This is a genomic window from Alphaproteobacteria bacterium (assembly GCA_024244705.1).
In the GTDB taxonomy this organism is placed as follows: domain Bacteria; phylum Pseudomonadota; class Alphaproteobacteria; order JAAEOK01; family JAAEOK01; genus JAAEOK01.
The window spans coordinates 55,179-73,181 of record JAAEOK010000103.1 but is presented as its reverse complement, the minus strand read 5'-3'; the positions used below and the strand labels follow the sequence as shown (position 1 = coordinate 73,181).

Below are 18,003 nucleotides of genomic sequence, written 5' to 3'. Positions count from 1 at the left end.
GTAGTACGTCCCAAGGGTTGGGCTGTTCGCCCATGAAAGCGGTACGTGAGCTGGGTTCAGAACGTCGTGAGACAGTTCGGTCCGTATCCGGTATAAGCGTTAGAGCAGTGAGAGGACTCTTCCTTAGTACGAGAGGACCAGGAAGGACATACCGCTGGTATACCAGTTATCGTGCCATCGGTAAACGCTGGGTAGCTATGTATGGAAAGGATAACCGCTGAAAGCATCTAAGTGGGAAACCTACCTCAAGATAACTGCTCTCATTACAATACTATAATTGTAAATAAGATCACGGTAAGATAAACCGGTTGATAGGCATTAAGTGTAAGTATAGTAATATATTTAGCTAAGATGTACTAATAGATCGAAAACTTAAATTTCTAAACTTAAAAAGTTTTTGGTTGTGGTATTTTAAGGATAGAGGAACCACACTAAACCATTCCGAACTTAGTGGTGAAACTTTATTACGGTAACGATACTGAAAGGGGAGCTTTTTGGGAAAATAACTTATACCATAACTATTTATTTTATTAAATTTTAAAATCCCTGTAATGATTTTCATAATAAAACCTAGAGTTTTATTTATTTTATGGTCTTTTTTAATTAAAATTTTATAAATTTTTTCATTAATAGTTTAATTTAATAAAAAATTCTTTATGGATCATAGAAAGTTTACTTTAATATTTGATTAGAGTTTATAAATATCTACCTCTTTATAAAGCATGTAGCTTAATGGTAGAGTCTTAAACTCCGACTTTAAGGGATAAAGGTTCAACTCCTTTCATGCTTATTAAAAATTTTATATTTGGATTAAGCCTTAATTAAAAAAAGTAGCGAACGTGGCGGAATTGGTAGACGCGCTAGATTTAGGATCTAGTAAGATAATCTTATGAGAGTTCAAATCTCTCCGTTCGTATTAATTAGTTTAATAAAAAAAAATTATTTTATTTTTAAATTTTTTTATAGAAAGTTTTAAACAATAAAAATCATTGTTGGTTTTTTAGAAAATTTAACTTTCCCATTTTTTAAAGCATATAAAGTAAAATCCCGTCCAATCCCTACATTTAATCCAGCTTTAATTTTTAATCCCCTTTGACGAACTAGTATATTACCACTTTTCACAGAATGTCCTTGAAAACATTTTACACCAAGTCGTTTTGAATTTGAATCTCGACCATTTCTGGTACTACCTGCACCTTTTTTATGTGCCATAAAAATAAAATTTAAATATTACTTATAATTATTCTACTTAAAATTTGTCGATAACCTTTTTTACGTCGATATTTTTTTTTTGGTTTTATTTTATAAATAATTTTTTTAGGTCCAAAAAAATGTTTACTAATAATCCCTTTTATACTATGTTGTTTAATAAAAGGAGTTCCTAACAATATTTTGTTTTGATTTTTAACCAGTAGAACTCTTTTTATATAAACTGTTGTTCCTAATTTTAATTTAATTTGATTTAAATCAATAAATCGACCCAATTCAATCCAATATTGTCGACCACTTGCTTCAATAATAGCATATTCCATGATTCAATATTTTTTTGTTCGTTATTATAGCTATAATAAAATTTTTTTAAATATCAATAAAAATGTAGTTTAAGAAATACTTAAATTTTTTCTTTTCTTATTCCGTCGATTTTTTATTATTTTTTTTCCATTTAGTGATTTCATTCGTACTCTAAAACCTAATTTATTAAGACCTTTTCGTCTTGTAATATTTTTTATTCCTTTATTCATAAATTTTTAGTTTTATTTGCTATTCTATTAAATTAAACTAAATCTACTTGTTAGAAGTGTATAAATAACATTGTCACGATAATATTTTAGTGTTTTATTCAATGATTTATTTGCTTCATTCTTAAAAAGTATAAAAGGATCTTTTTGAGCATAAACTTCCCATTTTACTGTTTCTTTAATAAAATTAATATTTTCTAGATGTTTTCCCCAATGATAATCTAAATACTTTAACATAATAAGTTTTTCAAATAATATAAATAAACCAGGATCTATAAAACTACACCAAATTTCCTTTTTACTATAAATAGACCAAGCTTGTTGTATTAAAAAATTTTTAATAAATTTTTTATTAGAAATGTTAGGAATAGGAGTATTACTATCAAAAGAAAGAGTTATACTATATAAGAGTCCTATTAAACGTAACATTGAAGCATTTTTATTATATAGTTCTTCTGAATCCGATGTACCATATAAAAGATTAATTATATCCGCAACCATATTTTCTATCAGTTCTAATGTTATACGCCTAGTATTAGAACTAAATAAAATTTTTCTACGAAATTTATATATAAGAATACGATGTTTATTTACTATTTGATCATATTGATTTAAAGTTTTTCTTTGTTCATAATAAAGTCCTTCAACTTTTTGTTGTGCTGAATCTAAAAGTGAATTTATAAGTTTAAATTCAATTAGTTGTGTTGGTATTTGGTAATTTAATTTAATTAAAAATTTTGTTATTTTTTCCCCACCAAAAATTCGTAATAAATTATCATTTAAACTTAAAAAAAATCGTGATTCACCAGGGTCACCTTGGCGACCAGCTCGTCCACGTAATTGATTATCAATACGCCTTGATTCATGGCGCTCCGTTCCAATTACATACAATCCTCCTAAAGCCAAAACTTTTTTGCGTTCTTGTTGATAAAATTTATTATATTGATCGAATAATTTCTTATATAAATTTTTAATTATATCTACTAATCTATAATAATTTTTTAAAGAAGAAGTATTTTCGTCTTTAAAATTTAATTCAATTAATTGAATTTGTTGTAACCAATTATCAAAATAATTAAAATTTATTGTTCGAAGCAAACGTCTATATTTTAATAATAAATTAACTAATTGTAAAATAGAAAAATTAAGAATATAATCTTTTTTGATTTTATTTTTTTGAATTATTTGTTTAATTAGATATAATAAATAATTTTTAGCTCGATAATTTATATTCCCACCTAATAAAATATCTGTACCTCTACCAGCCATATTAGTTGCGATAGTTATTGAATATAAGCAGCCTGCCTGAGCAATAATTTCAGATTCGCTTTTAATATATTGAGGTTTAGCATTTAAAAGTTTATGAGGAATATTATAATAAACTAATAATTGAGATAATAATTCAGAATTTTTAATTGTTGTTGTTCCAACTAATACAGGTCGACCAATGTGAAACATTTTTCGACATTCATTGGTAATAGCTTGCCATTTTGCAAGATCATCAATGTAAATATAATCTTTTTTATCTTGTCTTATCATCGGTTTATATGAAGGTATAGCTAAAACAGATATTTTATAAATATCTTCAAATTCCAATTCTTCTGTTTTAGCTGTTCCTGTCATTCCCGATAATTTAGGATATAAACGAAAAAAACTTTGATATGTAATTGAAGCAATTGTTCTATTCCCTTTAAAGTTAAAAATACTTTCTTTTACTTCTATTGCAGTTTGCAAACCATCAGCCCATTTTCGGCCTATTAATAATCTTCCGGTAAACTCATCCACAATAATAACCTCATTATTTTTAACTAAATAATGTACATCTTTTATAAATAAATGGTATGCTTTTAATCCATTTAATATAAAATGAATCCAAGGCTGACTTAAATCATAAATATTTTTAACTTGAAGCAATTGTTCTATCTTTTTAATTCCATTTTTTGTTAAGCTAATATTTCTAGTTTTTTCATTAATCTCATAATGTTTGTGTAGTAATAAAAATTTAACAACTTCATTTGCCTTTATAATTTTTTCTAATTCAATATTAACTTGATTTGATATAATTAAAGGTGTTCGAGCTTCATCAATTAAAATAGAATCAACTTCATCAATAATACAAAAATTAAAAGGACGTTGAACTAAAGCAGATGTAGTTTGCGCTAAATTATCTCTTAAAAAATCAAAACCAAGTTCACTATTTGTTATATATGTAATATCCTTATTATAATTTTTTTTTCGTTCTATTAAAGACATTTTTGAAGTGATTATACCTGTTTTTAGTTCTAAAAAACGATAAATTTGACCCATCCATTCAGAATCTCGTTGAGCAAGATATGGATTAACAGTAACAACATGTACACCTTTTTTAGATAATGCATTTAAAAAAATTGGACTTGTTGCTACCAAAGTTTTACCTTCTCCTGTAGCCATTTCAGCAATCTTTCCCTCATTTAGAATTAAACCTCCTAAAATTTGTGTATCATAATGACGTAAATTTATAGTTCTTTTTGCTGTTTCTCGAACTAACGCAAAGCTTTCAATTAGTAAATCATTTGAAAAAGTATTTTTTTTTAAATTTTTTATTTTTGTACTTAAAATATCAGTTTTACGTTTTAATTGCCCATCTTCAAGGGCCTGATATTCAACTTCTAATTGATTAATTGAACTAATAATATTATTATATTTTATAAATAGTGTATTTTTTGAAGAAAAAGATATCATCTCATTTATTTTTCTTTGATTTATAAGTATAAGAATAAAATATACATTATTTCATAATCTTTTTTTATACATTTCAAATTTGTTTTAGAAATTGAAATAATATTAACATAATATTTATTTTTAAGTATTTAAATTTTATTTTACGTATTTAAAATTTTGAATTTTATAAAAATAATAAGTTAATTAAAATATAAAAAAAAGTTATATTCTTACGAAAGATCTCTTTAAAAATTTAATCATAAAAAAAGAATAATTTTTATAAAAAATATATAAAGGAGAGAAAGGGATTTGAACCCTTGGTACAAATAGTAAATTTTGTACAACAAATTAGCAATTTGTCGCTTTCAACCGCTCAGCCATCTCTCCAGGTAATAACTAAGTACCTTAATATGAATTAGCTCTAGCGGGATTTGAACCTGCGACCTTGGGCTTATGAATCCCCTGCTCTAACCTCTGAGCTATAGAGCTATTTATAAAAGTTATCTATTTAGTTTATAAAAACAAAATTTAAAAATCATTTAAATTGATTTTTTTTTTATTTTAATATACAATTCTTAGAATTATAATATTAATTAGGGATTGTAGTTCAAATGGTTAGAGCACCGCCCTGTCACGGCGGAAGTTGCGGGTTCAAATCCCGTCAGTCCCGTTCTTTTTTATAATTTAAGTATTAGTAATACTTATTATTTCTCATTTTGCTCATCCCACCAAATAAAGTCTTCTCCATCACGACCTAAAGCTACTTCTACAGCTTCACGAACAACCCAAAGTTTAGGATACTTTCCAAAAAGAGCCTCTAAAAAAGCAGTGAAACTTATAATAAAAGCAATTACCCAAATAATAATTCCCCAAAATTCTAAATCTGTATCAGTTAAACCGATCCTAGTAAGTTTAATTTCCCAATCATACCATTCATGAGGTACATTAAGTATTAAACTAATAAATAAACTTCTTAACCAATGAAAACGAATAAAACGGCTTTTTGGAAATTTCAAACGACTAACTAAAATATTAAGAGTAAGAAAATATCCAATATTAAGCTCATCACTCATATTTATATCATAAAAATCAATTAAATCAGCAACAAAATAAGGAATATTATTTTGAACTACATTAGATGTAGCAAGTAAACTTCCTCCATATATAGAAGTTATCTCCATGATAGGTTTAAGATAAGGTAAAGCCGCTAAAATTTGTTCAAATATAGTCTTACAGTTTTGAGAAATACTTTTTAAAATTTCGGGGAAATTGTATCGTAATTTTGTGAAAAAATAAAAAAAAAATATAAAAAAGAATACGGACCATTTAAAATGAGTAATAAAAAACTGAAAATTATTAATTAATGGTATCATAATAAATCCTATTTTATTTGAACCTTGACCAATATTTATAAAAAAAATATTTAATTTTAAATAAAATCTTATTATTTGTAGATCTTTTTTTAACTATACTAATTTTATAAACTATTTGATAAAAAATCGTTACTCGATTTTTTAAATATTTAACATATTGATTTTATAAATTACTAGTAAGGTTTACAAGTAGTTCTGAAAGACTTTCCTCATCTTCTTCAACATCATTTTCAAATTTTTCAAAATTCAAATCTTCTGTCGAATTATCAATTTTTGAATGATATTTTAATAATTGTGCTGTTCTTTCTTTTAAAATATTACTTTCATTTTCTAATTCCTCTTTCGAAATTGAACATATATGTACATCAATATCATGAGATAAAGTTAAATCTATATTAACTTTTACTGGACTAGTAGCTCTTAAAGAAGCATATTGAAGTAATTTTAAAGCCATAGGATCTTCAATTAAATTTGTAATTGCTCGACGCATTGGCCTTGCTCCCATTGTAATATCATAACCTTGACGTAAAAGCTTTGATCGAACTCGACTAGAAATTCGTAAAATAATTTTCTGTGAGACAACCCTCAAAATAAGATCTTGTAATAACATATCTAAAATTAAGAAAATCTCATCTTTATTTAAAGGTTGAAAAATAATTAATTCATCAATTCTATTAAGAAATTCTGGTTTAAAAAAGTTTTTTAAAGATTGATTTACTAATTTACAAAGTTCATTATAACGTGAGGCTTTTAATCTTGCAATTTCTTCATAATAAATTAAAAAATCATCATTTATTTTATTATTTGTATCTTCCCATCCTTTTGTAAAATCTTCAATAATATTTGAACCTAAATTAGATGTCATTATTAGAATAGTATTTTTAAAATTAACTATTCTACCTTTTGCATCAGTTAACCGGCCATCTTCTAAAACTTGCAATAATGCATTGAAAACATCTGGATGAGCTTTTTCAACCTCATCAAATAAAATTAATGAATACGGTTTACGACGAACAGCTTCAGTAAGTTGTCCACCTTCACCGTATCCTACATAACCTGGTGGAGAACCTATTAATTTAGAAACTGTATGTTTTTCCATATATTCAGACATATCAAGTCTTATCATAGTATCTTCAGATCCGAAAAAATAAGAAGCTAATGCTTTTGTTAATTCTGTTTTACCTACACCAGTAGGACCAGCAAATAAAAAGCTTGCTATAGGTCGTTTTGGATTTTTTAATCCAACACGAGCACGACGAATAGCTCGTGCAATAGAACTTACTGCATAGTCTTGACCAACTACAGATTGATGTAACATTTTTTCTAGATCTAAAAGTTTTACTGTTTCATCTTGAGCAATCTTATTTACAGGAATCCCAGTCCAAGAACCAACAACAGCTGCTATGTCCTCTTCTAAAACTTTTGGTTTAGATATAATATTTTTAAGACCTTGTGCTGAATATTCTATTCTTTGTTTAATTTTTTCTATTTTATCTTGTACTTCTTTTGTTTGTTTTTTTATTTCTTCTTTTTTTAATGGTAATGTTTTTGGTTTTACTTTTACAGTTCCTAAAAAATTATTTTTTAGGGAATTAGTTTTAGGAATATTTTTCTTACTTTCTATTTCAAATGTTTTTAAATTTTTGTCTTTATTAAAATTAAAATCTAATTTTTTTCTTATTGAACATTCTGCAAGTTTTTCATCAGAAAAAAGCTTTTGAAATTTCACTAACTCATCTTTTTTTGAAATATTTAAATTTCCATTGAAATATTTTGGAAATTTTATTATTTTCTGTATAAATTTTAAACCTTTTTTAACATCTTCCTCCGCTGAAAATTCATTATTTATTTCATTTAATTGAATAAAATTAATGACTTTTGATAAATGCCGATCATTTATTAACTGTTCTTTCGATTTTATATTAATATTTTTTTCTTTATTTTTAGAATTAGTAAATTGTTGTTTTAAAGTATTTTCAATTTGAAATATTTTTAAAAAGGAATTAGAAGATATATTTTGCAATTTTTTTAAATATGCAGTTTTATTTTGAAATTTTAAATTTATAGAAATATTAAAAAAATAATTATAAAAGATAGGATTCCATTGCTTAATCAAATTTAAAGGAATTAAAATTTTTTCTTTAGATTTTAAATTTGAAAAAGTTTTATTAATAATTAAAATTCTTTTTTTCTTTTTTATATTTTCGTATTTTTTAATTCTTTTTTTATTAAAATATTTTGAATTAATATTAAAACTAATATCGTTTTCTATATCATTTTCAGAATTCTCAAAAATCGTTGTTTTAAAATTTTTATATGATAAAATTTTTTTATCATAAAAAACATTATTAAAAGAAAATGGTTTAATAAAAGAGCAAAAATCATTCATTTGTAATTTATTCCTTATTTTAACATCTAATTGAGAAATATCATTCTTTAAGATTAAATAATTTTCTTGATGAATTAAATTTTGTGTTATAAAATAATTAATACTTATAGGTGAAAATAATTCTAAATAATTATTAAAAAAATAAATTAAATTATGAATTATATTATTTTTTATTAAATTTAAAGGTTCTTTTTTATTTAATTCTATTAGTTCGTAAATAAAATTATCAATCTTTAAAATTTCATTTGCTAATGATAATTCGTCATTAATTAATTTTCTTTGATCTAACTGTTTATTCTTTATTAAATTTTTACTTAAAAGTTTATCTAATTTTTTATTTATTGAATCTTCATTATCCCATTGTATTAGATTAGTTAAATTTTTATTGTATTCTATTGAAATGGAACTAGATTTATTTTTTTCTTCTTTTTCTATAGGATTATAACCCTCATGTATTTCTAAGAATTCAAAAGTAGGATCTAAAATCATATCCTTCACATGATAATACGGAAAGGAAACACTTTTAAGATCTCTATAAAGATCATCTATCGTTAAAGTTTTTTCTGTAGCTATTCTTATTTTTGGTAATATTTCACAATAAAGTGTTTTGGTTCCAGGATAATCATATAATTTATGCTCTAATTTTTTAATTATCTTTGAATTAAAGTTTTTATGATTTTCTAAACTATTAAATAAAGATTTTATTAAATTTACCATTATTGCAAGTTGTAACTCCTTTAATAATACAAAATTTGGAGCAGCAATATAAATAGATGGTTCCTCTTTTTTCATTTTAGGTAATGAGAGAACAAAAAAAGTATCTTTATTTTTTTTATTAAAATTTCTCTCACTTGGAAAAGTAAATTTAAAGCAATTAAGTAAACTAGTTGGAATTGAACTAGCTGAACCGATTAACCCTATTATAGAATCACTTTCAGGAAATTCACTACATAAAATATGATAATTTGCAGATATTGCACTATTTATAAATCCTAATTGAAAATTTTTACCGTATCTAGTTGGAGCATCTAATAAAAAAATAAAACAAGATAATTCCTCCAGAGAAGTCTCAGTTAAATTAATAGGTATTAAATTTTTAAACAAAGAATCTATTAAATTAGACATATTATCTGAAGAAAATAAAACTTGGTTTATCAATTCAAATATTATATTTTTTTCTTCAATTACATTAGGATTATCATGAGAAGCCCATCCTTTATAAGTAAAGTCGTTAATTATAGCGTTAAAATTATCTAAATTAGGAAGTAAAGAAAAATAAGTATTTTCTTTATTTAAAAAATAATTATTACGCCATTCTTTCATTTTTTCCAATAAATTTATACCGATTCTTTCAAAAAGAAACCAAATAAAATCTTCATCTTTTTTAATTTCATTATTTTTTGATATTTGTTCTGATTGCTCATCCCATATCATTTTTTTATTAATTAATTCTTTTATTTGGTTAATTTTTAAATCCTTTAATTTCAGTTTCTCATTTTTTTCTTTAGACAGGTTAAACCACAATAATTCTTCAATAGTCATCAGTAATGATGATAAATTTTTTAAAGGTTTAATCCGTTTAAATTTTTTATTTGAATTAGTTTTTAATTCTAAGGAATTATTATTAACTAATTCTTTAGGTAATTTTATATTTTTATTATTACTATTTTTTAAGTCATTAATTTTTAATGTTAGAGTTTTAGTTATATTGAATTCCGATTTATTATCATGATCTAATATTTCTAATAATTGACTAATTTGTTTAATTATTAAATTTTCTTTTTTACTTTTAGATATTTGATTCTCTTTTTGATTTCTATCAAATTTTTTAATTTTTTGTTCTTTAATTTTTGCTAATATTTGTTTTTTAGATTTTTCAGGTCCTTTATCTTTATAATCTTGAAATTTTTTATTTACATCTATTTTTAATTGGTCTTTAATTTCGTTTATTTGATTCTCTAAATATTTCTGAAATTGTTTATTTATTTTTTCAACTAAAACTTTATTTCCTTTATAAAAATTATAAAATTCTTTTTCTGTTATTTTTTTTAAAGTATCGTATAAATGTTTATTTGATTCTTTAGAATAATTTTTGTTATAGTTTTTATTTAATTCATTTTCTAATAATTTATCTGCATTTTCACGTAATTTAGAATTTAAACAAATTCGATAAGGTAGTCCATCTGGTGCAAGTACAGCAAAATCTTTAAAGGAACATTGATTTAGAAGCTTATGTCCAAAATCTATTTCATTTTCCATTAATTGATCTTTTAATAAGATTCCTTTTTCTTCTGCTTTTACTCGTGCTTGATCTCTTTCGAGAGTATATTGAATAACTTTTTTTATTCTATTTCTATAATTCATTTCACTATCCAACAACTCTGCAGCTTTTTTATAATCTTGTATTCTTATACACTTATCTTTTTCAACAAGTATCTTTTGCAAATCCTTTTCTAATGCTTTAGCTGCTAAAGGTAATCTTCTATTATTAAAACGAACTAAAGCACTGGCTTCATCAATTAAATCTATTGCTTTATCAGGTAAAAATCGATCTGCTATAAATTGTGCTCCCATACTTGCTGCAGCAACGATAGCACGATTAGAAATATGTACTTGATGATGTTGTTCATATTTTTGTCGTAAACCACTCATAATAAAGATAGTTTCTTCAATACTTGGTTCATCTACATTTACAGGTTGGAAACGACGTTCTAAAGCAGCATCTTTTTCAATATGTTGACGGTATTCTGAAATCGTTGTAGCACCAACACACTGGAAATCACCTCTTGCTAATGCAGGTTTTAAAATATTAGCTGCATCTAGAGCACCTTCAGCAGCTCCTGCTCCAACTAAAGTATGAACTTCATCAATTACAACTATATAATTTTGATTTATTTGAATTTGTTCGACAATTTTTTTTAATCGATCTTCAAATTCTCCTCGATATTTTGTACCTGCTAATAATAAACCAATATCTAAAACAATTACTTCTTTTCCATCTAAACCTAATGGAACATCTCCTGTTCGAATTCGTTGAGCTAAACCTTCAGCAACTGCTGTTTTTCCTACACCTGGTTCACCAATAAGTATTGGATTATTTTTACGACGACGAGTTAAAATCTGGATAACTCTTTCAATTTCTTTAGTCCTTCCAATTACTGGATCTAACCTATTTTCCTCAGCTGCTTTAGTTAAATTTACTGTATATTCATCAAGAATTTTTAAATTAAGTGAATTATTAATATTGGAATTATAACTTACACTTTGAAAATTTTTATCATCTGTTAAAGTAAATACTTTCTCTAAATTATTTTCTTCTTTATTTTTTTTTTCTTTATCAAATTCACCTATCCTATCTAAAAGAGTATTTCGAAGTTTAAAAAAATCAACTCCTAAAGCTTTTAAAATTTTATGAGCAATCCCAGTTTCTTCGTCTGTTACAGCTAATAATAAATGTTCAGTTCCAATATACCCATGACCAAAATTTTTGGATTCTTTTAAAGCCAATTCTAATGTTCGTTTTGCTCGTGGAGTAAATGGTATCTCAACTGAAACAAAACCAGAACCTCGTCCTACTAAACGCTCTACCTCTAACCTAGCATTTCGTAAATTAACTCCATAAGATTTTAAGACTTGAGCTGCAATTCCTGTATTTTCCCCTATTAATCCTAATAATAGCTGTTCTGTTCCAACAAAATTATGCCCTAATTTTCGAGATTCCTCTTGAGCAATCATTACAGCTTGTAAGGCTTTTTCCGTAAAGCGCTCAAACATTTTATCGATCATTATAAAAAAAAACAATTTTACCTTATTTTAATGGTATTTATTTTTGTTCGATTATACTATAAAAAAAATAACAATGAATAGAATTAAAAAAAAACAAATACAACTTTTTTTTTAATAATAAAAATTTAGTTAAAAAAAGAAGTTAAGTTTTTTTAATTATTAATCAAAAAGAAGAAATATCCCCTTTTTGTATATTTGATAAAATAGTTTTATAAATTATTTATAAAAACATATATTATTTAAATAATATATAAATTTAATCAAAAGTTTATTATATCTCTTTTTAATTTTATTAGTTACTTTGATAATTTTTTATATTATGTTAACTTTAAAGAGTTTTAATTGTTAAAGAAAATTGAATTATGAATCGTATTTTAAATTTTTTTTGTCTTATTTTTAATATAATATTATTAACTTTAATTTTAATTCGAGATCCTAATGAATTATCATTTCAAGAAAATTTAAGTTATATAGGAATATTTAATAATATAAGTTTTTTTAAAAAAATTATAGATCAAATTCTTCCTTTATTAATTTTTATTTTTTTTCTAACGAACTATATTTTAAATTTAGTATCTTATCTAAAATAATTTTAATAAAATTAAAATATTTTAAAAAATATAACTATTATTTATTAGATTTTATTCGTAAAAATGTATTATTAATCATCTATTTTTTTATCCATTATAAATTACTTATTTTTAAATAAATAAATTTTAATAGATTTTTTATTTAAAATTTTTATTTTAATCTAATTTATTTTGATCTAAATATAATTTTCTTAATAAGGTCTTACTTTAAATTTTATTAAATTTTTCTTAAATATAAGTTAAAATTATTAACTTAATATGACAAGCCAATTTACATTAATTTGAAAAATAGAAATCACAAAAAAATATTTTGAATAAAGAAATTCAATATTGAAAAATAATTTTTTATTTAACAGAAAAAGTAATGCATTAAAAATTTATATATGAAATATATAATATCATAATTTTTTAATTATATCTAGAATAATTTATTATTATAATACTGATCTTTTTAATTAAAAATATTTGAATCTTTTTAATAATTAAATTACAATAATAAAATTATAAAAATAGCTTATCTTTGAAAATTTAAACGGAACGTAGCGCAGCTTGGTAGCGTATCTGCTTTGGGAGCAGGATGTCGCAGGTTCAAATCCTGCCGTTCCGAATTAGTATTTTTTAATTTTAAAACTTTAACTTAACCATTTATAACCTTTTTGTTCGAGTACTTGTGCTAAAGTATGATCACCTGATTTAATAATTTTACCTTTTACCATAACATGAATAAAATCAGGCTTAATATATTTTAATAATCTATTATAGTGTGTTATGATAATTAAACTTTTATTTTTATCAGCCTCCTTTAATTTATTTATAGAAGAAGCAATTAATTTTAAAGCATCGATATCTAAACCAGAATCTATTTCATCTAAAATTCCTAGTGTACTATTTAAAATAGCAAATTGAAGAATCTCATTACGTTTTTTTTCACCTCCAGAAAATCCTTCATTTACATTTCGATAAAGAAAATCTAAATTCATATTAACTAATTCAAGTTTTTTTATAACAAATTCTAAAAACTCTATTGGACCTAATTCTGATAAACCTGAGGCTTTTCGTGATGAATTATAAATAAGACGTAAAAAATCTTCATTGGTAACACCTGGTACTTCAATTGGGTATTGAAATGCTAAAAAAAGTCCTTTATGTGAACGAATAGCAGGATCTAATTTATTTATATTCTCATGATTAAAAAGAATTTCACCTTTTGTAATATTATATGCAGGATGTCCAGCTATAACTTTTGATAAAGTACTTTTTCCAGAACCATTTGGTCCCATAATAACATGAATTTCTCCTCTTTTTATGCTTAAATTAATTCCTTTTAAAATAGAATTTTCTCCAATATTTGTATATAAATTTTTTATTTCTAATCTTTTATTCATTTTATTTATCCTATACTTCCTTCTAATTTTAAACTCAATAAGCGATTTGCTTCCATTGCAAATTCCATTGGTAATTTTGTAAAAATATCTTTACAAAAAGCACCAACTATTAATCCAATAGCCTCTTCTATAGAAATTCCTCGTTGTAAAAAATAAAAAATTTGTTCTTCTCCAATTCGGGCAATTGAAGCTTCATGCTCTACTTTTGCAGTAGAATTAGCGACCTCTATATAAGGAAAAGTATTAGCATATGAATTTTTTCCAATTAAAAGCGAATCACACTGTGAAAAATTACGACTATTAAAAGCTTTAGATCCAATTTTTACTAATCCACGATACGTATTTTTAGAGAAACCACAAGAAATACCTTTTGAAATTATTTGACTTTTTGTATTTGACCCTATATGTAACATTTTTGTACCTGTATCTGCTTGCTGATAATTATTTGTTAATGCAACTGAATAAAACTCACCCTTAGTATTATTAGCTAAAAGTATACAACTAGGATATTTCCATGTAATAGCAGAACCTGTTTCTACTTGTATCCAAGAAATTTTTGCATTTTTACCTGCACATAAACCACGTTTAGTAACAAAATTAAAAATTCCACCTTTTCCAAATTTATCCCCAGCATACCAATTTTGAACAGTAGAATATTTTATTTCTGCATTTTCAAAAGCAATTAATTCAACAATAGCAGCATGAAGTTGATTATTATCGTATTGAGGAGCTGTACAACCTTCTAAATAGCTAACAGAACTATTTTTTTCTGCAATAATTAATGTACGCTCAAATTGTCCTGATTCTTTATCATTAATACGAAAATAAGTAGAAAGTTCTAATGGACATTTTATAGATTTTGGGATATAACAAAAAGAACCATCTGTATAAACTACAGAATTTAATGCTGAAAAAAAATTATCCCCACTAGGTACAACACTACCTAAAAATTTTTTAATTAAAGAAGGATATTCTTGAATACCTTCAGAAATTGAACAAAAAATAATTCCATATTTAGCTAAATCTTCTTTAAAAGTTATAGTAATAGAAACACTATCAAAAACAGCATCAACAGCTACATTTGCTAGTCGTTTTTGCTCATTTAAAGAAATACCAAGTTTTTCAAAAGTTTTTTTTATTTCAGGATCTAATTCATCTAAACTATTAAGTTGTGGTTTTATTTTAGGTGCGGAATAATATTTTATTTTATCATATTTGATTAATGGAAGAACTAAACTTGACCAACTTGGTTTTTTCATAGATTTCCATTTTTGAAACGCTTTTAAACGAAATTTCAATAAAAATTTAGGTTCTTTTTTTTTCAAAGAAATTTTATTAATAATATCTTCATTTAGTCCAAAAGGTAAGCTATCTACTTCAATTTTAGTATTAAAACCATATTTATATGGTTGATTTATTAACTTATTAAGAATTAAATTTTCACTATTCATATGCTATAATAAAAAAAGATATGTACTAATATAATATATTTCGTTATATATTATATCTTATAATATTTAAAAAAAATTCTATTTTATTTTATAAAAATGTAATTTTGGATTCTAATTCTAATTTGTCTATTTATAATATTAATATACAGGATAAAAAAAAGCAAAAAAAATCTAATTTTTATAAAAAACTTAGTTGTAAAATTAACAAAATTTTTAAATGAATACATCTATATTTATAGTTAAAATTGTTAGTCAACCCATTCAAAGTTTCTTTATTGGAGATATTAGTATTGTGGAATTAATTGTTGAATTTCCAAAAGCTAAAAAAAAAAAAAGTTTTCACGATATTAGATTATCAATTTGGGGTGATTTAGGAGGAGATATATGTAAATATTATCAAATAGGTGATTATGTTATTGTTGAAGGGTTTTTAAGTTTAAGAGCTAATGTTTCAGGTATTACGTTGGATAAAGAACCTGAATTTACAATAATAAAATTTTATCCTTTCTTATTAACTGAGTAAAAAAAATAAAGAATAACAACTATAGTTTTATTTCATATTATCTAGTCTTTTAGAATTTTCTTTAATTCTTTTTGCAATTAAACCACGTAATCTTATATTTTCCCATCCTGCAGATAATGTCATAATAATAATTAAAATTTGGCTAAACAATAAAATAGGGTCTAATCGCCAACCATGAACTATTAAAATACAACTGTATATAAAACCGACTGTTGCAAAAAAGATATCTTCATCACGCGATAATTCTGGTCGAACAATCCTTACAAAATATAAAATAGTAGCTCCAAGAACAACTAAAAATCCTAATAATAAATTTGCAGTAAAGCCAATATTTATCATAATATAAAATTAAATACAATTTAATTAAAAATTTACAGTTAAACTTATTAACTTTTTTATTATATCATATTTATCTATATTTTATTTAAAGAAAATAAAACATCTTTTAATCTTTTATTGTATAATATATTTAAAAGATTAACCTTAATGAGCGAGTATAGTTTAATGGTAAAATATTAGCCTTCCACGCTTAAGATACGGGTTCGATTCCCGTTACTCGCTTTCTAAAACCTTAAATATATTACGAAATTATGAATAGAAACACTAAAAAATTTAATAATATCATATATATATAATATTTTGGGTTGCTAACTCAATGGTAGAGTACTCGGCTTTTAACCGAAAAGTTCTGGGTTCAAATCCCAGGCAACCTAATTTTAAAATATTGCAATTAAAAAAATAAAGTAAATTTGACATTTTAGTTTTATTCTTTTAGAATAATTTAAAATAAAAAAAAAGCGGATGTAACTCAGTGGTAGAGTGTAACCTTGCCAAGGTTGATGCCACGCGTTCAAATCGCGTCACCCGCTAGTTTATAATAAAAAAATTAAAAAATATAATTATTTTTGTAAAATAATATTATATTAAATAAGATAAAACTATATTATGAATAATTTATTAAAAGATCCACTAGTTATTAGTGGAAAAAGTTTTGATTCACGTCTTTTATTAGGTACAGGTAAATATAAAAATTTAATACAAACACAAACCGCTATTCAAAAAAGTAGTTGTTCCATTGTAACTGTAGCTCTTCGACATTTCACAATTGGAAAAATTTCAGAAGATTCTATAACAACTGGACTTAATTGGAAAAAATTATGGTTGTTACCAAATACTGCTGGTGCTAGGACTGCAGAGGAGGCTATTCGTTTAGCATATTTAGGACGTGAATTTGCAAAAAAAATAAAACAACCTACAAATAATTTTGTTAAATTAGAAGTTATTTCTGATTCAAAATATCTTTTACCAGATCCAATTGGTACAATAAAAGCAGCAAAGTTTTTAGTAAAAAAAGGTTTTTCAGTCTTACCTTATATCAATGCAGATCCTATGTTAGCTAAGCATTTAGAAGATTTGGGTTGTAGTACTATAATGCCATTAGGTTCACCTATAGGTTCAAAACAAGGTATTCAAAATCTTCAAAATATTCAAATAATTATTGAAAATGCTAAGATCCCTGTTATTATTGATGCTGGTATAGGTAATCCACATGAAGCAGCATTAGCTATGGAATTAGGAGCAGATGCAGTATTATTAAATACTGCAGTTGCACAATCAAAAAATCCAGAAATAATGGCTTTAGCAATGAAACTAGCAGTCGAAGCAGGAAGATTAAGCTTCATATCTACTAAAGATAATATAGAAAAAAGGCAATATCTAGCTTCTGCAAGTTCTCCATTTTCCGGGACCAATTTTTTAGTATAATTTTATTAAATAGATTAATTTTAAATCTTTATAATTAAAAAGAAATCATATAAAAAAAATTACTAAGCTTTACTGAAAATAATAAAAAAAATGGTCTCATTTTTCTAGAAATGTTTCCAAAAAAACCCCCAAGGGAATTCGAATCCCTGTTGCCTCCGTGAAAGGGAGATGTCCTTGGCCTCTAGACGATGGGGGCAACAAAATCTTTTTTAGATAGTTTTAAAAGATGTTATGTAAAATACATTTTACATTAGTTTATTTTCTCTGTCAAAAAAATTACAACAAAAATTAGAATTCTAATAA

Annotated in this window: 11 protein-coding genes, 10 tRNA genes, 2 rRNA genes and 1 pseudogene; 11 read left to right on the top strand and 13 right to left on the bottom strand. The window is 24.4% G+C overall.

Translation table 11 applies throughout. The features are described 5' to 3' along the window. The 4 genes from GY791_19575 to GY791_19560 form a co-directional block, all read left to right on the top strand. Nucleotides 1-376, top strand: a 23S ribosomal RNA gene (locus GY791_19575); the annotation flags it as partial. Between the two features lie 26 nt (nucleotides 377-402). Then, nucleotides 403-518: ribosomal RNA gene (rrf, locus tag GY791_19570) — 5S ribosomal RNA — on the top strand. A gap of 200 nt (nucleotides 519-718) precedes the next feature. Next, nucleotides 719-790: transfer RNA gene (locus GY791_19565), tRNA-Arg, on the top strand. Between the two features lie 43 nt (nucleotides 791-833). Continuing rightward, a tRNA-Leu gene (locus GY791_19560) sits at nucleotides 834-916 on the top strand. Nucleotides 917-972: 56 nt separating this feature from the next. On the opposite strand, the gene rpmA is transcribed toward GY791_19560, so the two are convergent. The 6 genes from rpmA to GY791_19530 all read right to left on the bottom strand — a co-directional run bounded on the left by rpmA (nucleotide 973) and on the right by GY791_19530 (nucleotide 4,928). Continuing rightward, the gene (gene rpmA / locus GY791_19555; protein MCP4330601.1) at nucleotides 973-1,212 is read right to left on the bottom strand and encodes a 50S ribosomal protein L27; all 240 of its coding nucleotides are present in this window, start codon (nucleotides 1,210-1,212) and stop codon (nucleotides 973-975) included. A gap of 11 nt (nucleotides 1,213-1,223) precedes the next feature. Next, nucleotides 1,224-1,532: a 50S ribosomal protein L21 gene (gene rplU / locus GY791_19550; GenBank protein MCP4330600.1), complete on the bottom strand. Its 309-nt coding sequence runs from the start codon at nucleotides 1,530-1,532 to the stop codon at nucleotides 1,224-1,226. Between the two features lie 69 nt (nucleotides 1,533-1,601). After that, a complete protein-coding gene (locus GY791_19545; GenBank protein MCP4330599.1) occupies nucleotides 1,602-1,742 on the bottom strand; it encodes a 50S ribosomal protein L34 in 141 nt (46 codons plus the stop codon). Between the two features lie 27 nt (nucleotides 1,743-1,769). Beyond that, the gene (gene secA / locus GY791_19540; GenBank protein MCP4330598.1) at nucleotides 1,770-4,460 is read right to left on the bottom strand and encodes a preprotein translocase subunit SecA; all 2,691 of its coding nucleotides are present in this window, start codon (nucleotides 4,458-4,460) and stop codon (nucleotides 1,770-1,772) included. A gap of 273 nt (nucleotides 4,461-4,733) precedes the next feature. Beyond that, nucleotides 4,734-4,826: transfer RNA gene (locus GY791_19535), tRNA-Ser, on the bottom strand. 29 nt (nucleotides 4,827-4,855) lie between these two features. Then, nucleotides 4,856-4,928, bottom strand: a tRNA-Met gene (locus GY791_19530). 107 nt (nucleotides 4,929-5,035) lie between these two features. On the opposite strand from GY791_19530, the gene GY791_19525 reads away from it, so the two are divergent. Next, nucleotides 5,036-5,109: transfer RNA gene (locus GY791_19525), tRNA-Asp, on the top strand. 34 nt (nucleotides 5,110-5,143) lie between these two features. Here GY791_19525 and GY791_19520 read toward each other — a convergent pair. From GY791_19520 to GY791_19510, 3 genes and pseudogenes are all read right to left on the bottom strand, one after another. Next, a complete protein-coding gene (locus GY791_19520; GenBank protein ID MCP4330597.1) occupies nucleotides 5,144-5,812 on the bottom strand; it encodes a hypothetical protein in 669 nt (222 codons plus the stop codon). A 163-nt stretch (nucleotides 5,813-5,975) separates the two neighbouring features. Further along, nucleotides 5,976-8,201, bottom strand: coding sequence for an AAA domain-containing protein (locus tag GY791_19515; GenBank protein ID MCP4330596.1), 2,226 nt, complete (start codon nucleotides 8,199-8,201; stop codon nucleotides 5,976-5,978). Nucleotides 8,202-10,529: 2,328 nt separating this feature from the next. Further along, nucleotides 10,530-11,975, bottom strand: a pseudogene (locus GY791_19510) (AAA family ATPase). Nucleotides 11,976-13,110: 1,135 nt separating this feature from the next. Here GY791_19510 and GY791_19505 point away from each other — a divergent pair. Further along, a tRNA-Pro gene (locus GY791_19505) sits at nucleotides 13,111-13,184 on the top strand. A 25-nt stretch (nucleotides 13,185-13,209) separates the two neighbouring features. On the opposite strand, the gene sufC is transcribed toward GY791_19505, so the two are convergent. Together sufC and sufB are read right to left on the bottom strand one after the other, a co-directional pair. Further along, nucleotides 13,210-13,962: a Fe-S cluster assembly ATPase SufC gene (gene sufC, locus GY791_19500; GenBank protein MCP4330595.1), complete on the bottom strand. Its 753-nt coding sequence runs from the start codon at nucleotides 13,960-13,962 to the stop codon at nucleotides 13,210-13,212. Between the two features lie 5 nt (nucleotides 13,963-13,967). Then, complete coding sequence (sufB, locus tag GY791_19495; protein MCP4330594.1) at nucleotides 13,968-15,413, bottom strand: Fe-S cluster assembly protein SufB; 1,446 nt, start codon at nucleotides 15,411-15,413, stop codon at nucleotides 13,968-13,970. A 217-nt stretch (nucleotides 15,414-15,630) separates the two neighbouring features. On the opposite strand from sufB, the gene GY791_19490 reads away from it, so the two are divergent. Further along, nucleotides 15,631-15,936: a hypothetical protein gene (locus tag GY791_19490; GenBank protein MCP4330593.1), complete on the top strand. Its 306-nt coding sequence runs from the start codon at nucleotides 15,631-15,633 to the stop codon at nucleotides 15,934-15,936. A gap of 27 nt (nucleotides 15,937-15,963) precedes the next feature. Here the strand turns inward: GY791_19490 and GY791_19485 are convergent, their stop codons facing one another. Then, a complete protein-coding gene (locus tag GY791_19485) occupies nucleotides 15,964-16,275 on the bottom strand; it encodes a hypothetical protein (protein MCP4330592.1) in 312 nt (103 codons plus the stop codon). A gap of 151 nt (nucleotides 16,276-16,426) precedes the next feature. Here GY791_19485 and GY791_19480 point away from each other — a divergent pair. From GY791_19480 to GY791_19465, 4 genes are all read left to right on the top strand, one after another. Further along, nucleotides 16,427-16,497, top strand: a tRNA-Gly gene (locus tag GY791_19480). An 80-nt stretch (nucleotides 16,498-16,577) separates the two neighbouring features. Next, nucleotides 16,578-16,649: transfer RNA gene (locus GY791_19475), tRNA-Lys, on the top strand. An 84-nt stretch (nucleotides 16,650-16,733) separates the two neighbouring features. Further along, nucleotides 16,734-16,805: transfer RNA gene (locus GY791_19470), tRNA-Gly, on the top strand. A gap of 76 nt (nucleotides 16,806-16,881) precedes the next feature. Then, nucleotides 16,882-17,700: a thiazole synthase gene (locus GY791_19465; protein ID MCP4330591.1), complete on the top strand. Its 819-nt coding sequence runs from the start codon at nucleotides 16,882-16,884 to the stop codon at nucleotides 17,698-17,700. Between the two features lie 123 nt (nucleotides 17,701-17,823). Here GY791_19465 and GY791_19460 read toward each other — a convergent pair. Further along, nucleotides 17,824-17,896 (bottom strand) — tRNA-Glu (locus GY791_19460). Nucleotides 17,897-18,003 lie beyond the last annotated feature (107 nt).

Excerpts from the sequence above, each read along its gene's own strand:
- rpmA (MCP4330601.1), bottom strand. The coding sequence starts at position 1,212 with ATGGCACATAAAAAAGGTGCAGGTAGTACCAGAAATGGTCGAGATTCA.
- rplU (MCP4330600.1), bottom strand. The coding sequence starts at position 1,532 with ATGGAATATGCTATTATTGAAGCAAGTGGTCGACAATATTGGATTGAA.
- GY791_19545 (MCP4330599.1), bottom strand. The coding sequence starts at position 1,742 with ATGAATAAAGGAATAAAAAATATTACAAGACGAAAAGGTCTTAATAAA.
- secA (MCP4330598.1), bottom strand. The coding sequence starts at position 4,460 with ATGATATCTTTTTCTTCAAAAAATACACTATTTATAAAATATAATAAT.
- GY791_19520 (MCP4330597.1), bottom strand. The coding sequence starts at position 5,812 with ATGATACCATTAATTAATAATTTTCAGTTTTTTATTACTCATTTTAAA.
- GY791_19515 (MCP4330596.1), bottom strand. The coding sequence starts at position 8,201 with ATGAATGATTTTTGCTCTTTTATTAAACCATTTTCTTTTAATAATGTT.
- sufC (MCP4330595.1), bottom strand. The coding sequence starts at position 13,962 with ATGAATAAAAGATTAGAAATAAAAAATTTATATACAAATATTGGAGAA.
- sufB (MCP4330594.1), bottom strand. The coding sequence starts at position 15,413 with ATGAATAGTGAAAATTTAATTCTTAATAAGTTAATAAATCAACCATAT.
- GY791_19490 (MCP4330593.1), top strand. The coding sequence starts at position 15,631 with ATGAATACATCTATATTTATAGTTAAAATTGTTAGTCAACCCATTCAA.
- GY791_19485 (MCP4330592.1), bottom strand. The coding sequence starts at position 16,275 with ATGATAAATATTGGCTTTACTGCAAATTTATTATTAGGATTTTTAGTT.
- GY791_19465 (MCP4330591.1), top strand. The coding sequence starts at position 16,882 with ATGAATAATTTATTAAAAGATCCACTAGTTATTAGTGGAAAAAGTTTT.